At 45.3% G+C, this 20,338-nt stretch carries 8 protein-coding genes and 1 pseudogene; 5 read left to right on the top strand and 4 right to left on the bottom strand.

Translation table 11 applies throughout. The features are described from left to right. Positions 1 to 210 precede the first annotated feature (210 nt). Positions 211 to 3,807 carry an FG-GAP-like repeat-containing protein gene (locus FGT79_RS24000; RefSeq protein WP_246096603.1) on the bottom strand — a complete coding sequence of 1,199 codons (3,597 nt, stop codon included), beginning with the start codon at positions 3,805 to 3,807 and terminating at the stop codon, positions 211 to 213. A gap of 508 nt (positions 3,808 to 4,315) precedes the next feature. Here FGT79_RS24000 and FGT79_RS23995 point away from each other — a divergent pair. The 4 genes from FGT79_RS23995 (at position 4,316) to FGT79_RS23980 (ending at position 15,077) form a co-directional block, all read left to right on the top strand. Beyond that, entirely contained in the window at positions 4,316 to 12,562 is an 8,247-nt protein-coding gene (locus FGT79_RS23995) for an immunoglobulin-like domain-containing protein (protein ID WP_138755389.1), read from the top strand. Positions 12,563 to 12,770: 208 nt separating this feature from the next. Next, positions 12,771 to 13,352 carry a TetR/AcrR family transcriptional regulator gene (locus FGT79_RS23990; protein WP_138755388.1) on the top strand — a complete coding sequence of 194 codons (582 nt, stop codon included), beginning with the start codon at positions 12,771 to 12,773 and terminating at the stop codon, positions 13,350 to 13,352. 65 nt (positions 13,353 to 13,417) lie between these two features. Then, a complete protein-coding gene (locus tag FGT79_RS23985) occupies positions 13,418 to 14,128 on the top strand; it encodes an SDR family oxidoreductase (protein ID WP_138755387.1) in 711 nt (236 codons plus the stop codon). Between the two features lie 535 nt (positions 14,129 to 14,663). Further along, positions 14,664 to 15,077 carry a hypothetical protein gene (locus tag FGT79_RS23980; protein WP_138755386.1) on the top strand — a complete coding sequence of 138 codons (414 nt, stop codon included), beginning with the start codon at positions 14,664 to 14,666 and terminating at the stop codon, positions 15,075 to 15,077. A 220-nt stretch (positions 15,078 to 15,297) separates the two neighbouring features. Here FGT79_RS23980 and FGT79_RS23975 read toward each other — a convergent pair whose 3' ends face one another. Next, the gene (locus FGT79_RS23975; RefSeq protein ID WP_138755385.1) at positions 15,298 to 16,248 is read right to left on the bottom strand and encodes a ketopantoate reductase family protein; all 951 of its coding nucleotides are present in this window, start codon (positions 16,246 to 16,248) and stop codon (positions 15,298 to 15,300) included. Between the two features lie 147 nt (positions 16,249 to 16,395). Here FGT79_RS23975 and FGT79_RS23970 point away from each other — a divergent pair, with 147 nt between their 5' ends. Then, complete coding sequence (locus FGT79_RS23970) at positions 16,396 to 17,025, top strand: TetR/AcrR family transcriptional regulator (RefSeq protein WP_138755384.1); 630 nt, start codon at positions 16,396 to 16,398, stop codon at positions 17,023 to 17,025. A gap of 465 nt (positions 17,026 to 17,490) precedes the next feature. Here the strand turns inward: FGT79_RS23970 and FGT79_RS32645 are convergent. Beyond that, positions 17,491 to 18,027, bottom strand: a pseudogene (locus FGT79_RS32645) (NAD(P)/FAD-dependent oxidoreductase); the annotation flags it as partial. Positions 18,028 to 18,057: 30 nt separating this feature from the next. Further along, positions 18,058 to 19,932 (bottom strand): AraC family transcriptional regulator, encoded by a 1,875-nt coding sequence (locus FGT79_RS23960; protein ID WP_246096590.1) that lies wholly within the window; start codon positions 19,930 to 19,932, stop codon positions 18,058 to 18,060. Positions 19,933 to 20,338 lie beyond the last annotated feature (406 nt).

Here is a 20,338-nt window from a genome sequence, read left to right as displayed (position 1 = left end):
TACGCAGTCCACACATGTGAAGTGCCTAATCTTGATATGAGATTGCCCGTGCAGATGAGGTCAGCTGTTTTCAGCTAACAACAAAGAGAAACTGCCCATTCCCGGCCACAGCCAGGTTAGGGCAGTTTCTTTTTGTTAGTTGAATGTTTTCAGAAGGCGTTTCGCCATCCTATTAAAAGCTGGGAATAGTTCGCAACTCTCATTATGGAATTACTTATTAATCAACTCTGCTTGCTGTAAGAATCTTGTTACAATTGCAGCAGTTTGTGCACGTGAGAGGTGACTTGTTGCTGTAAGCAGTTGATCATTGCCTTGCATAATATTGTTAATGACCATAAGTGCTACCGCTTGTTTCGCCCAACCAGAAACTTGTTGACTGTCCTCAAACGAACTTAATGCTTGATTCGCTTCGGCATCCGTTACAGTCGACGCAAGCGAAGTGAGCGCCAACGCTCTGGATAAGATCACAGCGGCTTCTTGCCTTGTAATCGTCTGATTAGGTTTGATCGTATTATCCTCAAAGCCTTGAACAAGTTGATACGTTAAAGCCGTTTGTACAACAGATGCATACCAATCAGAGGAGTTTACATCCTGTGGCAAGTTGATTTGCTCAACTGACTTCAAGCCCAATGCTCTAACAACTATCGCGAGAAACTCTGCACGAGTGATATCTTGATCAGGTTGGAAGGTTGTTGCCGTAACACCATTAATAATGAGGCGCGAAGCCATATTATTGACATCATTTTGACTCCAATGTCCTTGCACATCGGCGAATTTCTTCGAGTTCCATATAATCGAATAGGTACTATTCGTTAAGCTATTCATTACGGCATGTAGATTACCGTCTTCTGTAAAGATATTTGTAGGAATGTGGGATATTGTGCCGTCTTCATTTAATACAACGCCGGTTGTTATTTGAGTGGGATCGATTGAATTCGGCAATATAATTTCACGTGACACATAACTATTGAATCGATCGATTTTAATGGAACGATCTCCATATACAGCTATAATTTCAAAATTAATCGCTGGAGCAGCTAAAGTTACATTTTGGTTTGCAGCGGCAGAATCAACCAACTTCTTACTCTCAGTAGAAGGTTTTCCTATATGAACGCTAAACTTAATATCTTCCAGCTTCACGTTATCGCCAAACTGAGACGCGATTTGATCAATTATAAGCTGTTTCGATTGGATGGTATAAATAGCATCTTTGGTGTCAATTTTAATGACGGTATCTGTTTTCTCCAATGATTTAATTATTTTACCGTTTAATTCTGTCTGGATTACATCTGAGTTAGAAGTTACTGGAATAATGATGGTTTGATTGTTTTTACTTTCCAGCACAGCAATCAATTTCTCAGTATCAAGGGACACAATCGTCGTCGATTGTCCTCCTACAACAACTTCTTTTAACGTCACTATTTTATCTAGCTGTACACCATCCAATATAATGGGGTTACCTGGAATTGAGTTATTTGGTGGCGTGACTGATGGTCCACCGTCGGAAACTTTAGGAGTGAAGCTTTTGATAATCGTGACATTGTCGGCATAGTAGTTTGCCGTAGCTAGATCATCTTTACCATCGTTATTAAAATCGCCAGCCGCAACCGACCGAGGCATGACATCGGTACTGTAACTATTTTCCAAGCCGAAACTGCCCGTGCCATCGCCCATAAATACAGATATTGAACGTAATAAAGTAGGAACTGCAATATCCAACTTCTCATCACCGTTATAATCACCAACCGCTAGTGAAAAAACCTGATTCGAAAATGTAGAAATCGTTTCCTCTCGAAATGTACCCGTTTGATCACCTAAGAGAATACGAAGTGAATATTCTGACGGACCATTATTAGCAACCGCTATATCAGCCGATCCATCACGGTTAAAATCACCTGTAGCAAGCGCGCTTGGTTCGTTGATGCCGCCATATTCGTCACCAGAGGTAAACGTCCCATCCCCTTGTCCATATAAAATATATACTTTCTTCGTTCCTTTGTTAGCTATTGCCAGATCGATCTTGTCATCATCATTAAAGTGACCCGAAACGATGGAATTGGGTGATGCGATTCGATTATCAACGGGATGATCTTGTATCTGAAAGTCCCCGTTGCCGTCTCCAAGCAAAACACTTAGATGGTTTGATCCTGTATGTGCTACGGCTAGATCGGGATTATGGTCTCCATTAAAATCAGCAACAGTGATGGTTCTAGCTTTAGAACCAGATACGGTGCTAGATACAACATTTTTGCTAATAAATGATCCTGTCCCATCGTTTAATAACCGTGTTATGGTATTATCACCAGAATTAGCAATGACCAGATCTGGTTTACCATCGAGGTTAAGGTCAACTGACAAAAGTTGAACAGGCTTGCTCCCAACTACATAATTAATGGCGGCTGCAAACTGACCTTTTCCATTACCTCGCATGATGGACACGTTATTAGAATTGAAGTTTGCCGTTGCTATATCCAAATTCCCATCTCCGTCAAAGTCGAAACTTGTAACTGATGATGGCTGACTGCCATTAACGTCATAATTAACGGATGCAAGTAACGTTCCGTCTCCTCTACCTAGTAAAATGGAGGAAAAATTAACATTATTACCAAACTCATCATAATTTGCAGCGACTACATCCAATTTATGATCAGAATTGAAATCGGCAATCACTACCTGAGAGTAAGAGCCTTGTACAGCATATCGATCTGCGGCTTGCAAGGATAGCACGGAACCTGCACTATTATTTAATAGAATGGATACTTGAGCTGCCTCCGAACAACCAACAGCCAAATCAAGATCACCATCACCGTCTAGATCAGCTAGAGCAAGCGAGTATGGATCATCTAGAGCAGGTACGTATGAATTTGGACAGCTAGTCTTAAATTTTACGGCAGATGTAAATGAACCTTGTCCGTCACCTTGAAGAATAGAGATTCCAGCCGAATCCCCAGTAGTAACCGCAACAATATCGGCATGACCATCCCCATTTATATCTCCAATAACAGATGTTCTTGGGTTGTTCCCTATTGGGTATTCAGTAGTCGACATCGCTGTCAAGTTCCCATTATTCGTTAAAACAGAAACTTTCCCTTCACTGCTATGGGTAATAATAAAATCTAAGTTGCCATCCCCGTTAATGTCACCAGCAGTAATTGAACTAGGCTCATAACCTACTCGAATCGGGATCGGCTCACTAAATGCAAGGGTCCCATCCAATTGTGGAGCTTCACCAAGCAACAATACAATGTGATGCTCATTTGTAAGCGAGTCACGGTTAGATACAGCCAAATCCATAAACGAATCTTTGTTGAAATCCCCTATCGTTACTGAACTAGGCGTAAACGTGTTGTAGTCAACGCTATCGATATAGACACTATAGTTTACTGTGGACTTAAACTCCCCGCCTGCTTCACCTATCAGTACAGAAACCGTACTAGAATGAATATTACTAGCTCCATCTCCACTGTTTGCAGTTACAACATCTACGATGTTGTCCCCATTGAGATCGCCAACAGCTACATCAATGGGCTTAATGCCGACCGGATAATGTTTCTCCTGATAAAGACCAGAACGATCATTAAGTAGAATGGATACCTGGTTCTCATACGAGTTCGCAGTTACGAGATCAGGTAGTCCATCTTTATTAAAATCACCAACAGCCGCCGCATTAGGCTGAGCGCCTAATCCGATGTTCTCTGCTCCTTCAAAGTTTGATTTTCCTAATGCAGTAATAGGTAGAATAAGTGAAAACAAACATAAACATAGTACAATTAATTTTAATTTCCTAGAACTAAATTTCTTCAACATAATTCTCAAAATATCCAACTCCCTTACATATTTCGACACATTTACTTGTGTGAATGTAACATAAAATATTCCAGTTGGTCAATATTAACCTCTATGTAACATTGGCTAGCAATGCCCCCGTAAAGGATAAGACTACCCCATTGGAACTCTATAGCAACACTCGTATGATAAGATCAGTCCACAATAAAACAGTTGATGTTCCGGGAATGTATTACAGGGTGAAAGAAGTAATGAGATTACGTTATTTGCACGTACGCTTATCGCTCTTGCATCCTGTTATTTTTTTGAACTCGTGAAAACGCTAACAAGTAGTCGGTTGTGGATGGATGTGCTTTTTCAGGATTGGACAAATGGAGTAGAAGAGGTGATGCGACGGCGAGCATAAAAGCGGGAATTTACTGTCGGCCACACATGAGGGGTTCATATTAACGAATCATTTTTTATGGTTATAAAATGTAAGGGGATTTCTTCAAAACCTAAAAATATGTGATATGGAGGAAATTTCAGAATGATAAAAAGACGTTTAATAGCGCTTTTACTTATGACTTCGATGCTAGTTACTTTGTATTCTCCGGCTATGACAGTCAGCGCGGCGTGGGGAGATGACGTATCACTATTGACCGTAAATGCAGGTGCAGATGGAAATACGGCGACAGAAACCGTTGCTCCAGACGGACAGACAGCCTGGAGTTTAAACACCGGAACCTCAAAGAACGGGGGTCCTTGGGATAATCTCTTTACGCCGAGTGTGGCGCCACTAAAAGATGTATCCGCCTACAGAGACGGCTATCTCGTATTCGAGATGTATATTCCAAATGCGAGTTTTAGAAATATGCAAGGAAATAACTGGATCGTCGTCGTAAGCGACAGCAATCCCGCCGGGGACAAGTTTAACAGCGATTCTCGACTCCAGCTTAATGTAAGCGGTGTCACGAATGGAGCGGTGGGCACTTGGGCGACGGTCTATACGAAATTGTCGTCATCAAGTACTGTCGCTGGGAGCTTCAATGACGCGTGGTTAGACAAAGTAACGAGACTGGCCATGCATCTGCAATGGGATACGAGCGTCCCTAGCACCGATGTTTTCATAAAAAACCCGCGTTTCCAGAAAAGTAATTTAGGCGTTCCGGTTTCACCGTCAACGAATCCCACACTGGATACAGCAACAAAAACAGTATCTGCGAACGAACCGGCTAGCGGGCAAGCTGTGGAATTCGCAATAAGTGAAAATGGGATCGCTCCCGCATCCGGTTGGGTGGATGGAAGTAAAAACGGTAATGTTTATACGCATCAATTCGCCATATTACCTTCAGCAGATACTTACTATGTATTCGCACGCGCGAAAGCAGACAGCAATTACAACTTTATCGGCGCATCTACAAGAAGTACCGTAACGACTATTGACGAACAAACATTAGTTAATGAGGCGGCGTCGTCTCTGACATGGAATACGATTAAAGGTAGTAATTCCTCGACTAACGATGTGAAATCACAACTCAGTCTTCCTGCAACAATAGGTACAACTAACGTTGCGTGGTCTTCGGACAATGCGGCAATAAGCAACACGGGGAGCGTAAATCGTTTATTTAATAGAGAAGTAGACAAAACCGTCGTACTCACGGCGGCAATAACCAAGGGTAATGCTAGTGCTACACAAACATTTACCGCAACTGTGAAAGCCGTGCCTGCGGCGGTAAATGCTCAGGCTGCGACGTATTTTCCTAATATAGAAGAGGGAACGAACAATGCTGTTGCTCCGGACGGAAATAATGCGGTTAAGCTAGGCGCCGGGAAAATAGGTGCTGGCGCTGAACGGCTTTGGGATGCTCGGTTTATAAACAGCGGAGGCAATCAGGATGTACTCGGTTACGCCAATCAATATTTTGTGTTTGATATGTACGTTACGCATACGGACCTATTGAATTTCAGTGGGAATAACTGGATTGCAATGGCTTCTGGGGGTAACAATCTTGACACCAATTCGCGTCTCCACCTTAATGTTAACGAGCTCAGAAATGGACATGCCAATGAATGGATGACTGTTTATGCGCAATTATCATCAGCAAATTCTCCGAATGGTTTCAATCCCGTTCATTTGGACACGGTAGAGGCTGGGAGATTGCAGATGCAATGGGCTGCTGTGCCACAAGGCGACATCTATATCAAGAACCCGCGTTTCCAGAATACGGTGGATTCGCCGAAACCTATTCCTGCAGCTGTTGAAACAACCAACAACGTTACGTTATCGTCAGTTGCTCCGACAAACGGCCAAGCTGTGCAGTTCGCGATCAACAGCACAGGCAACGCTCCAGCAGTCGGCGATTGGATAACGGGTACGTTAGGTAACGGAGCATATGCTGCGACACTTACCAAACCGACAGGCAACAGCTATTACGCATTCGCACGTACAGCTCCAAATACGCAGTATTCGTTCGCAGGGACGCATACAAGAGTTAAATTCGAGCATCTTGACGATAATCAAGCCATAGCGGACGCTGCAGCACATTTAACATGGGATACGATCAGGAATTCGAATGCTATTCAATCTGAAGTAAGAACGGCATTGATTCTTCCGGCGACAGGTGCGAATAGTACGGCTATCGTATGGTCGGCTGAACCGGCAGGTATAATCAATACCATAACTGGGAATGTAACTCGCGATCCTGACGAAGATAAAGTCGTTATCCTTAAGGCGACCATAACCAAAGGCGCTGCGACACCTGTTTACAAAACATTTAGTCTAATAGTAGCCGGTACGACTAACGAGCTTGCTGAAGTATTCATAGATTTCAATGATCCTGCAACATTTGCTGCGGTTGATGAAATTGGCAGCGGATTCGGTGACGGTGGAAATCCGGCGGGGCCTTATCCAGGCCTTCAAGGCAACGGCATAGGCATTAGCCTCAGCGGAGACAACGGTACCACGGTTGAGGCTGTAACGCAAAGCGGCATAGACGCAGTGAAGGTTGGCAACTTTATCTACGTGATTGCAGATGATCTTAATCTTAAGCAGGCAAACAAGGTTGAATTAGCGGTCACATACTGGAGACCGAGCGCAGCGAGCGGTATTTCGTTACAATACAACACCATTTATCCAGGCAGCTTTTCTGGATTTGAAGCATATCGATCAGCGACCCTTCCCGCGACTGGAAGCGGAAACTCCTGGGTAACCTCGAAAGCTGTGCTTAACGGAGCAAACTTTGCAATAGGCGCACAGAATCAAGGAGCGCATTTCCGTATCGGTACGGAGGGGGCAATCATTCAGAGCATTCGAATAACCGAAATTCCTCCAACTGATGAAGAAGCGATCATTCTTGCTTCGGAAGCATTAACGTGGGATGCTATCAAGCGTACGAATGTCAGACAGGATCTGGTTGAAACAAGCTTGACTCTAGCCAAGTCAGGCTCAGCGAGAACGAGCATTGTGTGGACATCTACCAATAACATGGTAATCAATAGTGACACTGGTGCAGTTACTCGTCTAGAAGAGAACACAGCTGTAACCCTCAGCGCAACAGTGAGCAAGGGTATGGCAGCTCCGATTGTAAAAACATTTCATATTGTGGTTCGCGGAACAGGTACGGGAACCGATGAGGATGCGGTAAACGATATGTTGAATAAACTGACGTGGGATTTAATCAAAGGCGTGAATGCTTCTGAGGCTGACGGCGGCATGAATAAAGTGACGACGAACTTGGTGCTTCCGTCAATGGGTGACAATATGACGGATATTACTTGGGCGACATCAGCCGCTGCTCTCATAACTGCTGCAGGCGTGATACCGACAAACCGTCCGGACGGCGGCGGTGATGTAACGCTTACGGCGACGATAAAAAGAGGACCGGTAGCCGCTCCTGTTATTCAGACGAAAACATTTGCGTTGACCGTTCCTGATCGATATGATTACGCAAAACATATGAGAACGGCTATTGCACAGGAATACGACGCTAAAGATTGGGCGATCTCCGACTTTAACGTACTTGCTTTCGGTGCGAAAACAGTAGAGATGGCAGCAGCGGAAAGCATAGTTGATTTCGATAATAGAGCGGCTTTCCAAGCGGCGATTGACGCGGCTTATAATGACGGCGGCGGCGTAGTCTATATTCCGGCGGGAACCTATGCATTCTATACGGAAACGGCCGGAACCATAAGCGTTAAAAGCACGACTGGCAATACAACTTACGAATATAAGCAAGTATTAAATTTGCGGGCGGGCGTACAGCTCCGCGGTGAATGGGATAACCCGGATGCGAATGATTACGACGGTAAAATCGACGGAACCATTCTCGCCGTATATGCTGGTCATAATTCCGCTAATTATGACACGTATGTTGACTCTGACGAGAGAGAGGATCAGACAGGCGGCAAAAAAGTAGCCAACGTGTCCGATCGATTTATCGACATGGAACAAGGGACAGGTGTAACGAACCTTTCGGTATGGTATCCGAATCAGGATATTCATGCGACAACTACGGTTGAAAAGAGAAACGCAGATGGTCAGAAGACAGGGGAATTCGAGGATATAAAAGGAGTTCCGTATCCTTGGACATTTTTCCAAAGAACGGGCAACAGCGCGACGCTCGATAACGTTACATTAGTCAATGCTTGGGGAGGATTCATCTCGCTGCCAAGCGAAATGCATTATGTTGTGAACAGCAATATGACGGCCCTCTATAAAGGCATCGTAGTTCACACATGTACAGACATCGGACGTATCGAGGACGTTAGCATTGATCCGAAATATTGGGCGAATTCTGGACTTGACGGCGCACCGACTCTGGCCGAAACGAGAAGCTACACAAGAGCGAATGCTACCGGCTTCATGATGCACCGTTCCGACTGGGAATACGTAGCGGGCCTATACATTTCCGGATATAAGACGGGCATGTGGATCGGAAGAGAACCAGGCGGCGACGAAGCTCCTAACGCACAATTCTACGGATTGAAAATAGAAGACAGCGAAACCGGCATCTATATTGACCATGCTAACGGCTTCGGTCTGTTATTCTCGGATTCGGAATTCGAAGGCGACACATCCGTATATTTCAACGAACGCTTCAACACATCCGTTCAATTCAATGGTGTTGATTTCTATGGTCCGATTGTAAGCGACGCCAGAGGCGGAGTTATTTCGTTCGAGGATTCTACGTTCAACGAATATGAGAATTTCGCTCTGAATTTCCTAGGCAGAGGAAACGCATTAGTCAGTCAGAGCAGCTTCAAGCAGGCTGACAGCCATGTAAAGCTTGGTACAAACTTCGGAACGTTCAAATCGGTGAATTCTGGCTACAATCTTAACATCGAGAGTGCTAATCTTGCCGCGCATATCGATAGTCTTGAGCTTGATGTCGAGGCTGATGGCAATAACACGACAGTACAAATTTTTAATGACGTACAATATGTATTTGAACCTATTCCGAAAGACGTAAAAACAGATATTGACGTACATCCGAGACCGACATCAAACGCAGTACTTAGACTTGACTTCCCGCGCTCGTTAACGGGCAATGCGCCGACAGTGGATATATCTGCAAAATTGCAGGAAGCTCTTAACTATATCAAAGAAGAGCACGGCGGTGGCACGATATATTTACCAGGTGGCAGATATAGACTGAATAGTCCAATCATCGTTCCAGAAGGTGTTGAGCTTAGAGGGACATGGGACGTTCAGCACCATACACAAGGCGGCGGCACGGCGATCTTTACAGCTTATACCGGTGGAGCGCAGGGAGAGAATGGAGCTTCACTCATACAGCTTAAGGCAAACGCAGGTCTCAGGGGACTTGTCATTACGCAAGCGAATATAACGAGCGTGAACCTCGAAAACCCTGAGCAAACGCTAAAAACACCATTTTTGGTGCAGGGTCAAGGCGCAGGCGTTTATGCGATCAACTTAACGATTCCAATAGGCGACAAAGGTATTGACCTGGCTTCCTATCAAACCGATGGTCACTATGTCGATTATTTAGGCGGTACGCTCCTCAGAGCAGGAATCTGGGTCGGAGGAGGCGCGGAAGGCGGATTTATCCGAAATATGCAATTCAATCCGCATTATGCGTTGAGGCTTCCAGGCGGTCAAGGCTATACGGCACCTACTGGTGATTTGTACGGATTCGTACAAAGATACATGAGTGCGCTTAAATTCGCAGATGTGGATGACCAGACGATTTTCAACAATTTCGTTTTCGGTTCAGTATACGGCATTCACTTCCTAAAAAGAGACTTGGGGAACGGCGAATTCGCATACCCTGGAAAAATGACGATGATTGGTCACGGCTCGGATGGAACCACGTACGCTCTCTATGTGGAAGACGCGGACGAACATACCAAAATCATCGCGATCAACTCGGAATTGGTTAATACGAACATACCTACGGAGCCAAACAGAGCGTATGTCAGAATGGGTGATGTCGCTAATACCACCAACATTCATCAAGACGCTGAACTTGTCCTGTACAACAGCGCGTTCTGGGGAAGTCCGACCGTTGCGGGAGCTATCGTAAATAACGGTAACGTTCGTCTCCAGCAAGCAAACTTTACTCAGCTGCCCGGCGGCAATCCGGCTATTGATGTTCACGGCGGAACGGCGCATGTATACTCCTCTTACTTCCAGCCGTCAAAGGACGGTCAGAATAATAATGTGTATGCCATGCTGCGCGAGGGCGGCACATCGATTGAGCTTAGCAACAATTTTTACGCATCTGGACTCAGAAACAGCACGCCAGTGGGCAATCCTTACGGCATCTACGGTTCAGATCTAATGGCGGAACCGTTTATATTTAACCTAACCGAGAACGGGGACAAACAACAAATTAGCTTTAAGTATAATGTCGGAGGAAGAGCCTCTGCACCAGGGACATTATCGATGGTTTCCCCTGCGGCTTATGCCGAGGATTTTGCTCCCGTCAAATTTAATGCACTAGCGGCAGGCGAATCCGTAACGGTAGATTTACCTTATTACGCTGCAGGTCTGGTCACATTCGAGCTTCAGCTCGAGGACGGAAATTCCTATGCCTACACGGAAAAATTTGATGCAGTGTATGCTGAAAAGGTTAGCTCTTCCGGCGTGGAGAATCCGGCAAAGAGTGCCTCAACTCCTGCTTTTACAATGAATACAAGAGATTATGTAGCATCGGGAACGTGGGATAGTCCGCAAGATCTCAGCTTAGCATCGCATTTCGCATGGGACGACAGTCATTTATATGCCTATATTGTCGTTACGGACGACGTGCACTTCAATAACCAGGCCGGAGGAAACATATGGAGAGAGGACAATTTGCAGTTAGGCATTGATTTACGCAATCCTGCAACGAACAGTACAACGCGGAATGAATTGGGATTCGCGCTCACCAATGACAACGAAGTCATAACATGGGCTTGGACTCGTCCTACAGGCGCGAATGCACCGACTGCTCCGATAACCGATATCGTGGCAAACATTACGAGAGATGAAGATGCGAAAACGACGATTTACGATTTGAAAATTCCGTTCAATACGGTTCATCACAATCCAATATCGGAGCTTGCGAACGGAAGAATCGGAATATCAACCATGCTCAATGAATCTGACGGCTCACAGGAATCCGACAGCACCAGAGCCACATTTGAAGTTGTAGGCGGACACTTAAAGAACTCGAATTTATTTACAGATTTATTCTTGTTAGAAGCGGGAGAGTACAATGAAAAGCTAGAAGCATCGGCAAGGGCTGCTGTTTCAAAAGCTCTCACTTCAGGATCGGCTGCGGATATCGCGATGGCTCGCAACTTTATCGCTATTATGACAGACGGCGAAGCTAAGACGGAGCTTCTTAACAGTATCCAAGTTATCGATCAAGTTAGCGTAATCAGCCCAACTGCTGCCGAGTTTGACTTGAATCCTAGCAAGCAGCAAGCAGCTACTGTAGGGCTGGAGCTTAATGGGAATACGCTAACGGCCGTTAAGAACGGCAGTGCACTTCTGCAGGCTGGGACCGATTATGTTGTGAATGGCGATCAATTAACGATTACGACGACTTATTTGGGGACCTTACAAAAAGGTACTGTGCAGCTAACGTTCGAGTTTAGCGCAGGCCAGCCGCAGGTACTGACGATTACAGTAGTTGATACAACGCCTGTCAATAATGGCGGTAACAACGGTGGTAATAATGGTGGCAACAACGGCGGTAGCACCGGTGGAAATAATGATGGCAATAATGGCGGGAATGAAGAAAACCAGATTGCATTGAAGGATATTGCTGGACACTGGGCAGAGGACGCCATTCGCAAGGCAGTGGCAAAAGGCTTTGTGATTGGCTATAAGGATCAATCCTTCAAGCCAAATGCGGGGGTAACCCGTGCTGAATTTGCGGTGATGTTAACCCGCGCATTGAAAGTGGAGGGAGATGGAAAGCAGCATGGCTTTAAAGATGAAGCCGACATTGGTTCATGGGCAAAAGAAGCGCTTGAGCAGGCAGTAGGAGCGGGCATTCTAAGCGGCTATGCGGATGGGGCGCTGCGTCCAAATGCCGGTTTGACACGAGCAGAGCTTGCGGTTATGATTGCTCGTGCTTTGAAGCTGGAGGACCAGGCGGACAAAGCAGCAAGCTTTGCTGATCACGCTAAATTCCCAGAGTGGTCAAAGGGTGCGATTGGTGCGTTATATGCAAAAGGGATTATGCAGGGCAAGGAAGGCGGTAAGTTTGACTTCCTTGCAGTGGCAACCAGAGCGGAAGTAACAACAATTTTACTTCGTATTTTGGAGATGGATGAGAATTAAGGAGGACACTAGCCGTCAATAGCATTGCGGCCGACGTAGCGTTTTAAATAGGGAGGATGTCAGCGGGCGATCAGCCAAGGCTGGCATCCTTTTTATTTGCTTTTATATGATGAGATAAGATTGTATGTTTTATTGGAGGGGATTGACAGTTAGGTATAAGTGGTATAAAATGGTTATATACCATTTGGTACAGAAAGAGTGAGTGCGTATGGCAAGACCACGCGAGTTTGATGAGCAGCAAGCTTTGCTGAAGGCTATGCATTTGTTCTGGCAGAAGGGTTATGAAGCGACATCGATCAGCGATCTAACCGCGGCGATGGGCATACAGCGGCCGAGCTTGTATGGTACTTTCGGTGACAAGGAAGAGCTGTTTCATGCTGCACTTCGCAAATATGCTGACCTTAGCCTTGTTTATATTGGGAGTAAGCTGCGCGCGGCTCCATCTGCACGCGAGGCTGTACGTCTCTATTTGCTCGGAATAACCAATAATGAGGACGGGAAGCATCCTGAATGGGGCTGTTTATGCGTGAACACGCTCACTGAGATGGCCGCTCGTAACGCTAGCCTAGCCCAGTTCACATCAGAGTTTCAGTGGCGGCTTTCTGAGCTGTTGCGTGAGACCATTCAAGAGGGCATTAGCAGTGGAGAGTTATCGGACGAACTGAACGCAGCAAGTGTTGCTTCTGCTTTAACAATCTCGGCAGTCGGTATTTCGGTCATGATGAAGGCGCAGCCTGATCGCAACGTTGTTGAGGGAGCGATTGAACAACTGGTTCATTTACTTAAGTGAGCCTCTTTTTTCGACAGTAATGTACTAATGGGTACAAAATAAATCGTATGTGGAGGAAGAAGGCAATGGAGAAGAAAGTAGCTTTGATTACAGGAGCGTACAAGGGACTAGGCTTGGAGATCGCGCGACAATTAGGTCAGCAGGGAATCATTGTGCTTCTCGGAGCGCGCTCAATTGAGAAGGCTGAAGTGGCCGCAGCCGAGCTGCGCGAGGAGAAAATCGAGGCGCGCGGCGTCGAGCTGGACGTCACAGATAGCACTCATATTAGCTCCGCTACGGAATGGATCGAATCGGAATATGGCAGGTTAGACATTCTCGTGAACAACGCGGGCATTTATTTGGATCATTTGGGCAATACGCTCGATGTTATGAGAAGCTCCTTCGAGGTGAATGTATTCGGACCACAGGCACTGTCGGAGGCGCTGCTGCCACTCTTGAAAGCGAGTCCTGCAGGCAGAATTGTAAACCAATCCAGCATTCTAGGTTCACTGGGCACACTTCTCTCCGATGAAATGCTCGGAAGTGCGTCTGCGCCAGCATATACGACTTCCAAGGCTGCATTGAACGCATGGACTGTACAGCTTTCAATTCGTTTAAAGACTACGAATGTGAAGGTGAATGCTTGTCACCCTGGTTGGGTGAAGACGGACATGGGTGGTGATGGCGCTCCGATGGAGATAAGTGAAGGTGCAGAAACGGCGGTATGGCTCGCGACGCTTCCGGCTGACGGGCCGACGGGCGGGTTCTTCCATAAGGAAGAAGCGCTTCCTTGGTAGGAGTTGTGAGGTAGAGCGCATCACTGGCAGCGATGAGGTCAGGTGTTCAGTCCGCGCGGACGGAGCGAATGCGGAGGAGCACGGCGTCTGAATCTACCGGTAGAGGTCCTCGGCGAGTCGGTTGCGTCAGCCTAGAATTAAGATTCGGATATCCCATAGGCTCCACCAAAATAAAATGATGAAGAGGGTGCACTTCAAAGTCATCATAGATGACTGAGGGCCATCCTCTTCTGTGTTTGTGGTGGCGAACCAGGTCGAACAAAAGAATAGGAGGTTAAGGGCACTCCCCGCCAATTCTGAGACAATTGTTACGACTCAGGTGGGCAGGATCTATGCTGGTTGCCGTTGGTGCGTTGCAAGCGCGAACATAAAGTTTTCTTTACATTTCATATATGACGCAATCTACCATGATAAATTAGAAGTAATATTTGTAGGTTTTTGACGAAGAAGAGTTAGCTGTCATGGGAGATACAAGCGGATACTTGGACCAAGGTATCGTTGCTTGTGACGATATTTGTAATTAGGGGGGAAAGGCGTGAATATAAAATCCGTGCAGTCGGTCAGTGATTATTTCAAAGCGATGCAGCAAAGGAAGGACGCACACGCAACGCAGGATCAGACGCAGTTGACATCTATTCGAAATATACTTATGCGGGGCAAGAAGCTGCGCACCGACGAAATGAACTACTTACAGCGATATGATCCCAGTCTATATGATCAAGCAATGAGCCTCTCGATGGAACGCCAAGCGTATGAGGGCGCATTGCAGCATAGTCGTAGCAAAGCGGATGCGAACTATTACAAAACATTCAAGCTGATGCAGATTGCCGGGCAACTGAAGCAGGGTGGTTCCGAGGAGCTGCTGATGCGCACGAACTCGATTCAGGAAGCCCATCGCGAGTTCGTACGATCGAGTAAGTATGCCTCACTGAGGTCAGATAGAGCGTAACCGCCAGTATTGTAACGGATGATAAAACAGGCAATAAGAAGCTGGAGTTAAGCAGCGAGAAAACAGGAGGAGTGCGCGAATGGCCGTTAGCGCAAGTGGCGTTCGAATTCATTCGTACGCTGCATCAGCTTGCAGTGATTGAACGGGTGACATCTGATCAGCAGTAAGAGGGGGACCCTGAAGGCTGTGAACTTATCGGCTTCAGGGCAACCCTCTTTGATTATTTGCGTTGACTCTGCATGTGGAATGCTGTGTGTTGTTCAGTGTTTTCAAATGCCACAGAAAGACGTGGCAAAGGTATGCCTAGCTTTCTTGCTTCTCTCACAACTTCAAGTACCGCAAAACCTGCTTTGCTATTGTTGTATTCCACAAAAAGTCGCGGTAAGCTACCTTTTGCAAAAATAACCTTGTTAAAAAGTGTGCCGAGAAGTGCCGGTGGAATTTTAGTCAACATGAGAGAAATGGCATCAAGCTTTGCACCTCTTGCTTTAAGTACAGGGATCATTTCTCTCATATTTAACCCAACATTTGCAAATGAGGCCCTATGGTTTATGAGCGCTGGAAAACTTCCCCGTCTTAACACCTCGGTTTCCATAGCTGCATTCATGGCAAAGTGATTCCATAGCCAGTTTTGCATATTCTTTATCCAACTAATTTTAAAATGGGCACTTTCAAATAGTTCTTTGATCTTGTTGTTAATATGTTCAGTGCCTACCCGTGGTTTTTCCAGAAATAGTATTTTCAAAAAGCCACCTCTAAGCCTATTGTCCGCGATGCCGCCACCGCCTCCTGGGAACCCAAAGACAACATTGTTCAAAGACAATGGTGAGATCGATGATTTCAAATCTTGCCAAACGTTATTGAATATTAGGACAGGGGTGTTTCCAGCAGCAGTCGATAGTAATTGTGCTGCTTCTGGAAGTTGTTCAGTGTTGACACTCACAATAATGAGATCATAATTTGGGCTCATCTCCTCATGCAGTTTGACGTTCCAGCTTTCTTTTATTAGCTGTTTCCCTCTTCGTGCATCCCACATTTCAAGCTCTATGTTGCTTCCGAAGGTTTCTTTTCTCCCTTTTCTAACGTAAAACTCAACTGTATGCCCTGCCTTTTCAAAAGCCCAAGCATATTGGGTCGATATTACACCTCTACCGAAGAATAAAATTCTCATATTAGCCTCCTGAAAATATATTAATCCTTGTTGATGATAAAACAACGTGTTGTATAATGTTATTGTATAGATTCACTATACGGTCATCAACCATCAGATTTTTAATATCTGTCGTATAACCGATTGAACAGAAAATGGAGGCAAATAATGAATAAGCAACCTGAAATTACGGACAAAACAAGGCAAACATTTATAAATGTATTCTGTGATTTATATAGCCAAAAACCAATTGAAAAAATAACCATTCAAGAGATTGCTAACCAATCAGGATATAATCGCAGTACATTTTATCAATACTATACGGATATCTATGAGTTGTTGGACAGCGTTGAAGAGCGTGTCTTTAAATCCATTAACGAGGAAATGGCAAGCAGAGAGTTTTCTACACATACTTTCCAAGATGCACTTCAATGCTTGGAAAATGCAGAGGAAATTTCAGTTCTTAAAGCCCTCTTGGGCGACTATGGTACTGTTCATTTTGTTGAACGCTTGAAAAGAGAAATTCCCTTTGAGAGATTGATTGTGGACTTTCCAACAAATGATGCCTTAGCACCGTACATAATTGAGTTTTACATATCAACATTAATATCTATGTTTCGCCTTTGGATACGCAACGGCAAAGATCTATCGTCGGAAGAATTGGTCAAGTTGGTAGATAGCCTATTTTCAAATGGGATAACACCGTATCATATCTTTGGCACGGTCAATCCGCGGCGCCCTGATTCGAATAAAAAGGAAGAGGACGAGGAGAAAGAGAATGAGAATGAGGGACTTTAATATCGGATCATCTTGCCATTTGGACAACAAGAGCTGAAGCGGTTGTTATGCTTTTGACTAAGTTGAATCTAGAAAGTGAAAAAAGCAGTCAATAAGTACATAATTGTTGTTACTGTCTGCTCGACACATCGAATCATTCGTATGGTTAAAGCAAGATTCTTACATGTGGTATGCGGAAACACGAATATTATTTTATGGGGACGAATTGGTGACGAACTTCGTCCCCAACCATCATAAACCGTCCGAATAGGTAGGAAAGCGAACGTCAAGAACCCAGACAGGACAAGGTTTTTACGGTTTTAATCGGCCTGCTGCGGACAGCCATTCCATCGCTGTCAGTGAAGAGGTTAGGGGTTCGCCTGTGTGCAGGGAATAGAAGGAGGCTCGATGAGGGAATCGGTCACTGAAAACACCCAAGCTCAAAATGAGCTTGGGTGTATCGAACGAGCATCTCAGCTTACATGCTTAAGCCATCTTCGATGCTTCCGGTTCCAAATACAGCTTTGCGCTATTTACAGCCAGTGCCGCATCAGTGAAAGCTCCTGCCATCAGTGTGATCTTGCTTCCATAGTTTGCCGAGTCTCCTGCGACGAAGATACCAGGTAGCGTGGTGGCTAATTTCTCGTTGACCTGAATACTCCATGGGTCCATTTCCAGACCCCATTTTGTTATTCCGCCAAAATCTCCTCGCACACCATGGTTGACGATAACCGCGTCTACCAGCAGCCTTTATCTGACAGCATCCAGTTCGCCATCTTCATTGACCTTGGCAATCGAAACTTCTTCTATGGATTCGCTGTTGCCGTGCAGCCTTGCAATCGCATGTCCAGTGAGGACACTGGCAGAGGATTCCATCTTATTGCGATAAACCTCAAGCACAGTTACGGTATAATGCAGATTACTTACCTCAAAGCGATCCGCGCCCTCGATGTCGAGCTTCGCAAGCTTGAGAACACCGTAACCAAGCGCTAACAAGAGCGTTCGAGTAAGATGGCGTTCGCCCACCTATGTTTGGACGGACGACTCAACGGATTATGATTGTGTTTCTATCATAACTTTAACGACTTTCTCCAGTTGAAGGTCCATTGAAAAAGGATCATCCATGACGAATTCGTCGCTCTTCTCTCCAGAGGAGCCGTATGCATATACGTTACCTTTTTGAACGGCAGGAAGCATCTTCCACAGTGGGCTGTCCAATACAGTCTCGCTGCCCACGTCATCCGCACCATAGATAAAGATATGATCACCAGCGTACTCTGACAGCACTTCCATTGAAATAATTTCAAAACCTTTTTCCATATTCATTGCCTGTTGTGTTGGTGGCAGCTCCAGCATTTGATATATCGTCGAGCTGCCATAAGCTCCACCTTCAGCAGCAAGGACGTATAGCCCGTTCCAACCAATTTGAATAATGGAGACCGTTTCGCCTTCTTTTACAATGCCTTTAATTTTTTCTTTTGCTTCTTCTACACGCGCTTTATAGTCACTAATCCATTGTTCAGCTTCTTGCTCCTTGCCGAATATCGAGCCTATTTTTCGGAATTTTTCCAACGGATCAGGCGTCGAGAGTTCTTCCCAATAGGGAATAGATACGGTGGTGCCGATTTTCTCGTATTGCTCAACGTTCTCATTAATAGAACTGATAATTAGGTCTGGCTCCAGTGATGTGAGCTTCTCTAGATTCATTGGGAAATCGCCAAGATTCTCGATGCCGTCCAGCACTTCCTTGGCAATTCCAGACTTCTCAAGCCAAGATTCTTGCAGCATAAATTCTCTGACCCCAACAGGAACAATACCCAGCTTGAGCAAGTGACCCATATATTGATCGGCAGCGACTCGCTGCGGATTGGCAGGAATTTCGACATCACCATTGGCAGTGGACACTATACGTGTCTTTTGTTCAGCTGGTGTGCTCTCGGAATTCGTGGCTGTTCCGGTCTCCTGAGTTGTTGAGGCCGGTGATGGACTGACATTTGCATTCCCTGCGCCGCATGCACTCAATAGTAATGCCATGCTCATGGCAAATGACGCAAATGCCAGTTTTGTTTTTCTCTGCATTGATAACTCTCTCCCCATAATGTATTGAAAATGATTTTCAATATCAGTATAAGGGGGAGTTTGATTCTCTTGAAGTGCAAATCCTTGCATGACCTTGGGCAAATCCAGATCGTGGTCTTTCGGTTTCCGATATTGGGCAGGCGATAGTCCGATAAGTTTTTTGAAGCTGCGGCCGAAAGAGTGGGCATCGGGAAAACCGACATGCTCCGCAATCTCCTGCAATGTCGCATGCGTTTGCTCTAACAACTTGACTGCTTTGCCGACACGCACCTGACTCAAATAATGCATGGGGCTGACGTTCCAGCGGAGTTTGAATTGTCTGGATAAGTGCCCTTCACTACAGTTAAACACATTTGCAATGACCGCAAGCGTAAGCTGCGTATCAAAGCGCTCTTCAATGTAGTTCCTAGCCAAAACGGCAAAGTCCGATGGAAGAGCCTCAAGCTCTTGTTCCTCTCGTTGGCGGATGCATTCATAAAGGAACTGATAAAAAACGGTTTTCACCTGCAATCGCGATAGCTCTGTTAGGGATCCCCATTCTTTGTACATTTGCTCAGTCATCTCGAGCAGAGTGATCGGACGCACTGGCACAAACGCATACCGCTGAATAAAGGGATAGTCGAGGGACGTAGGTTTGGACAATTCCTGCTCTCGCTGCAGTACCAGTATTGGCTTGTAAAGAATGACATAATAGACCAGCTCTTCTTCTGCCCAAATAGTTAATCTTGCACCTTTGCTGCCATGAAATAAATAAAATCGCTTCACGTCATGCGGCTGATGGTCTAACCAGATCTGCGACTGCCCGCGCACGGAATAAAGAAACGCACAGGCGGGTAATTGGTAATCCACAAGTCGTTCTCCTTGTTCCATTGTACGGCGTCGTATATCGACAATTTGTATGTAAGTATCATTCCACAGTCGTACTTGTTCATTATTAGTCATATCGTTCTCCCCTGAGGCATCTGTATAAAACCATTATAATTGATAATGTTTCTCAATCAAAGCTCCAAGTACAGAAAACGGCTCAAAGAAACGGAATCAGCCGTTCAGAGGGGATAAAGATCAAGAAGTGGGTTGGTAGCCCTTTTGTTGCTAATTATTTTTGTAAATATCATCTGTTATCAGCTAATTGGGCACATTTACAAAAAATATTTATGGAGACTTGGTTTATTTCTATTTTGTTCAGAAAGTGTTAAGTGGACTATAGTAAAATATGTATTTAGGAGAAGGTTCCATATACATGTTATTGCTGTTT

It is taken from the genome of Paenibacillus sinopodophylli (assembly GCF_005930355.1).
In the GTDB taxonomy this organism is placed as follows: domain Bacteria; phylum Bacillota; class Bacilli; order Paenibacillales; family Paenibacillaceae; genus Pristimantibacillus; species Pristimantibacillus sinopodophylli.
Note: the sequence above shows the minus strand (reverse complement) of the source record. Positions and strands in the feature narration are given on the sequence as shown.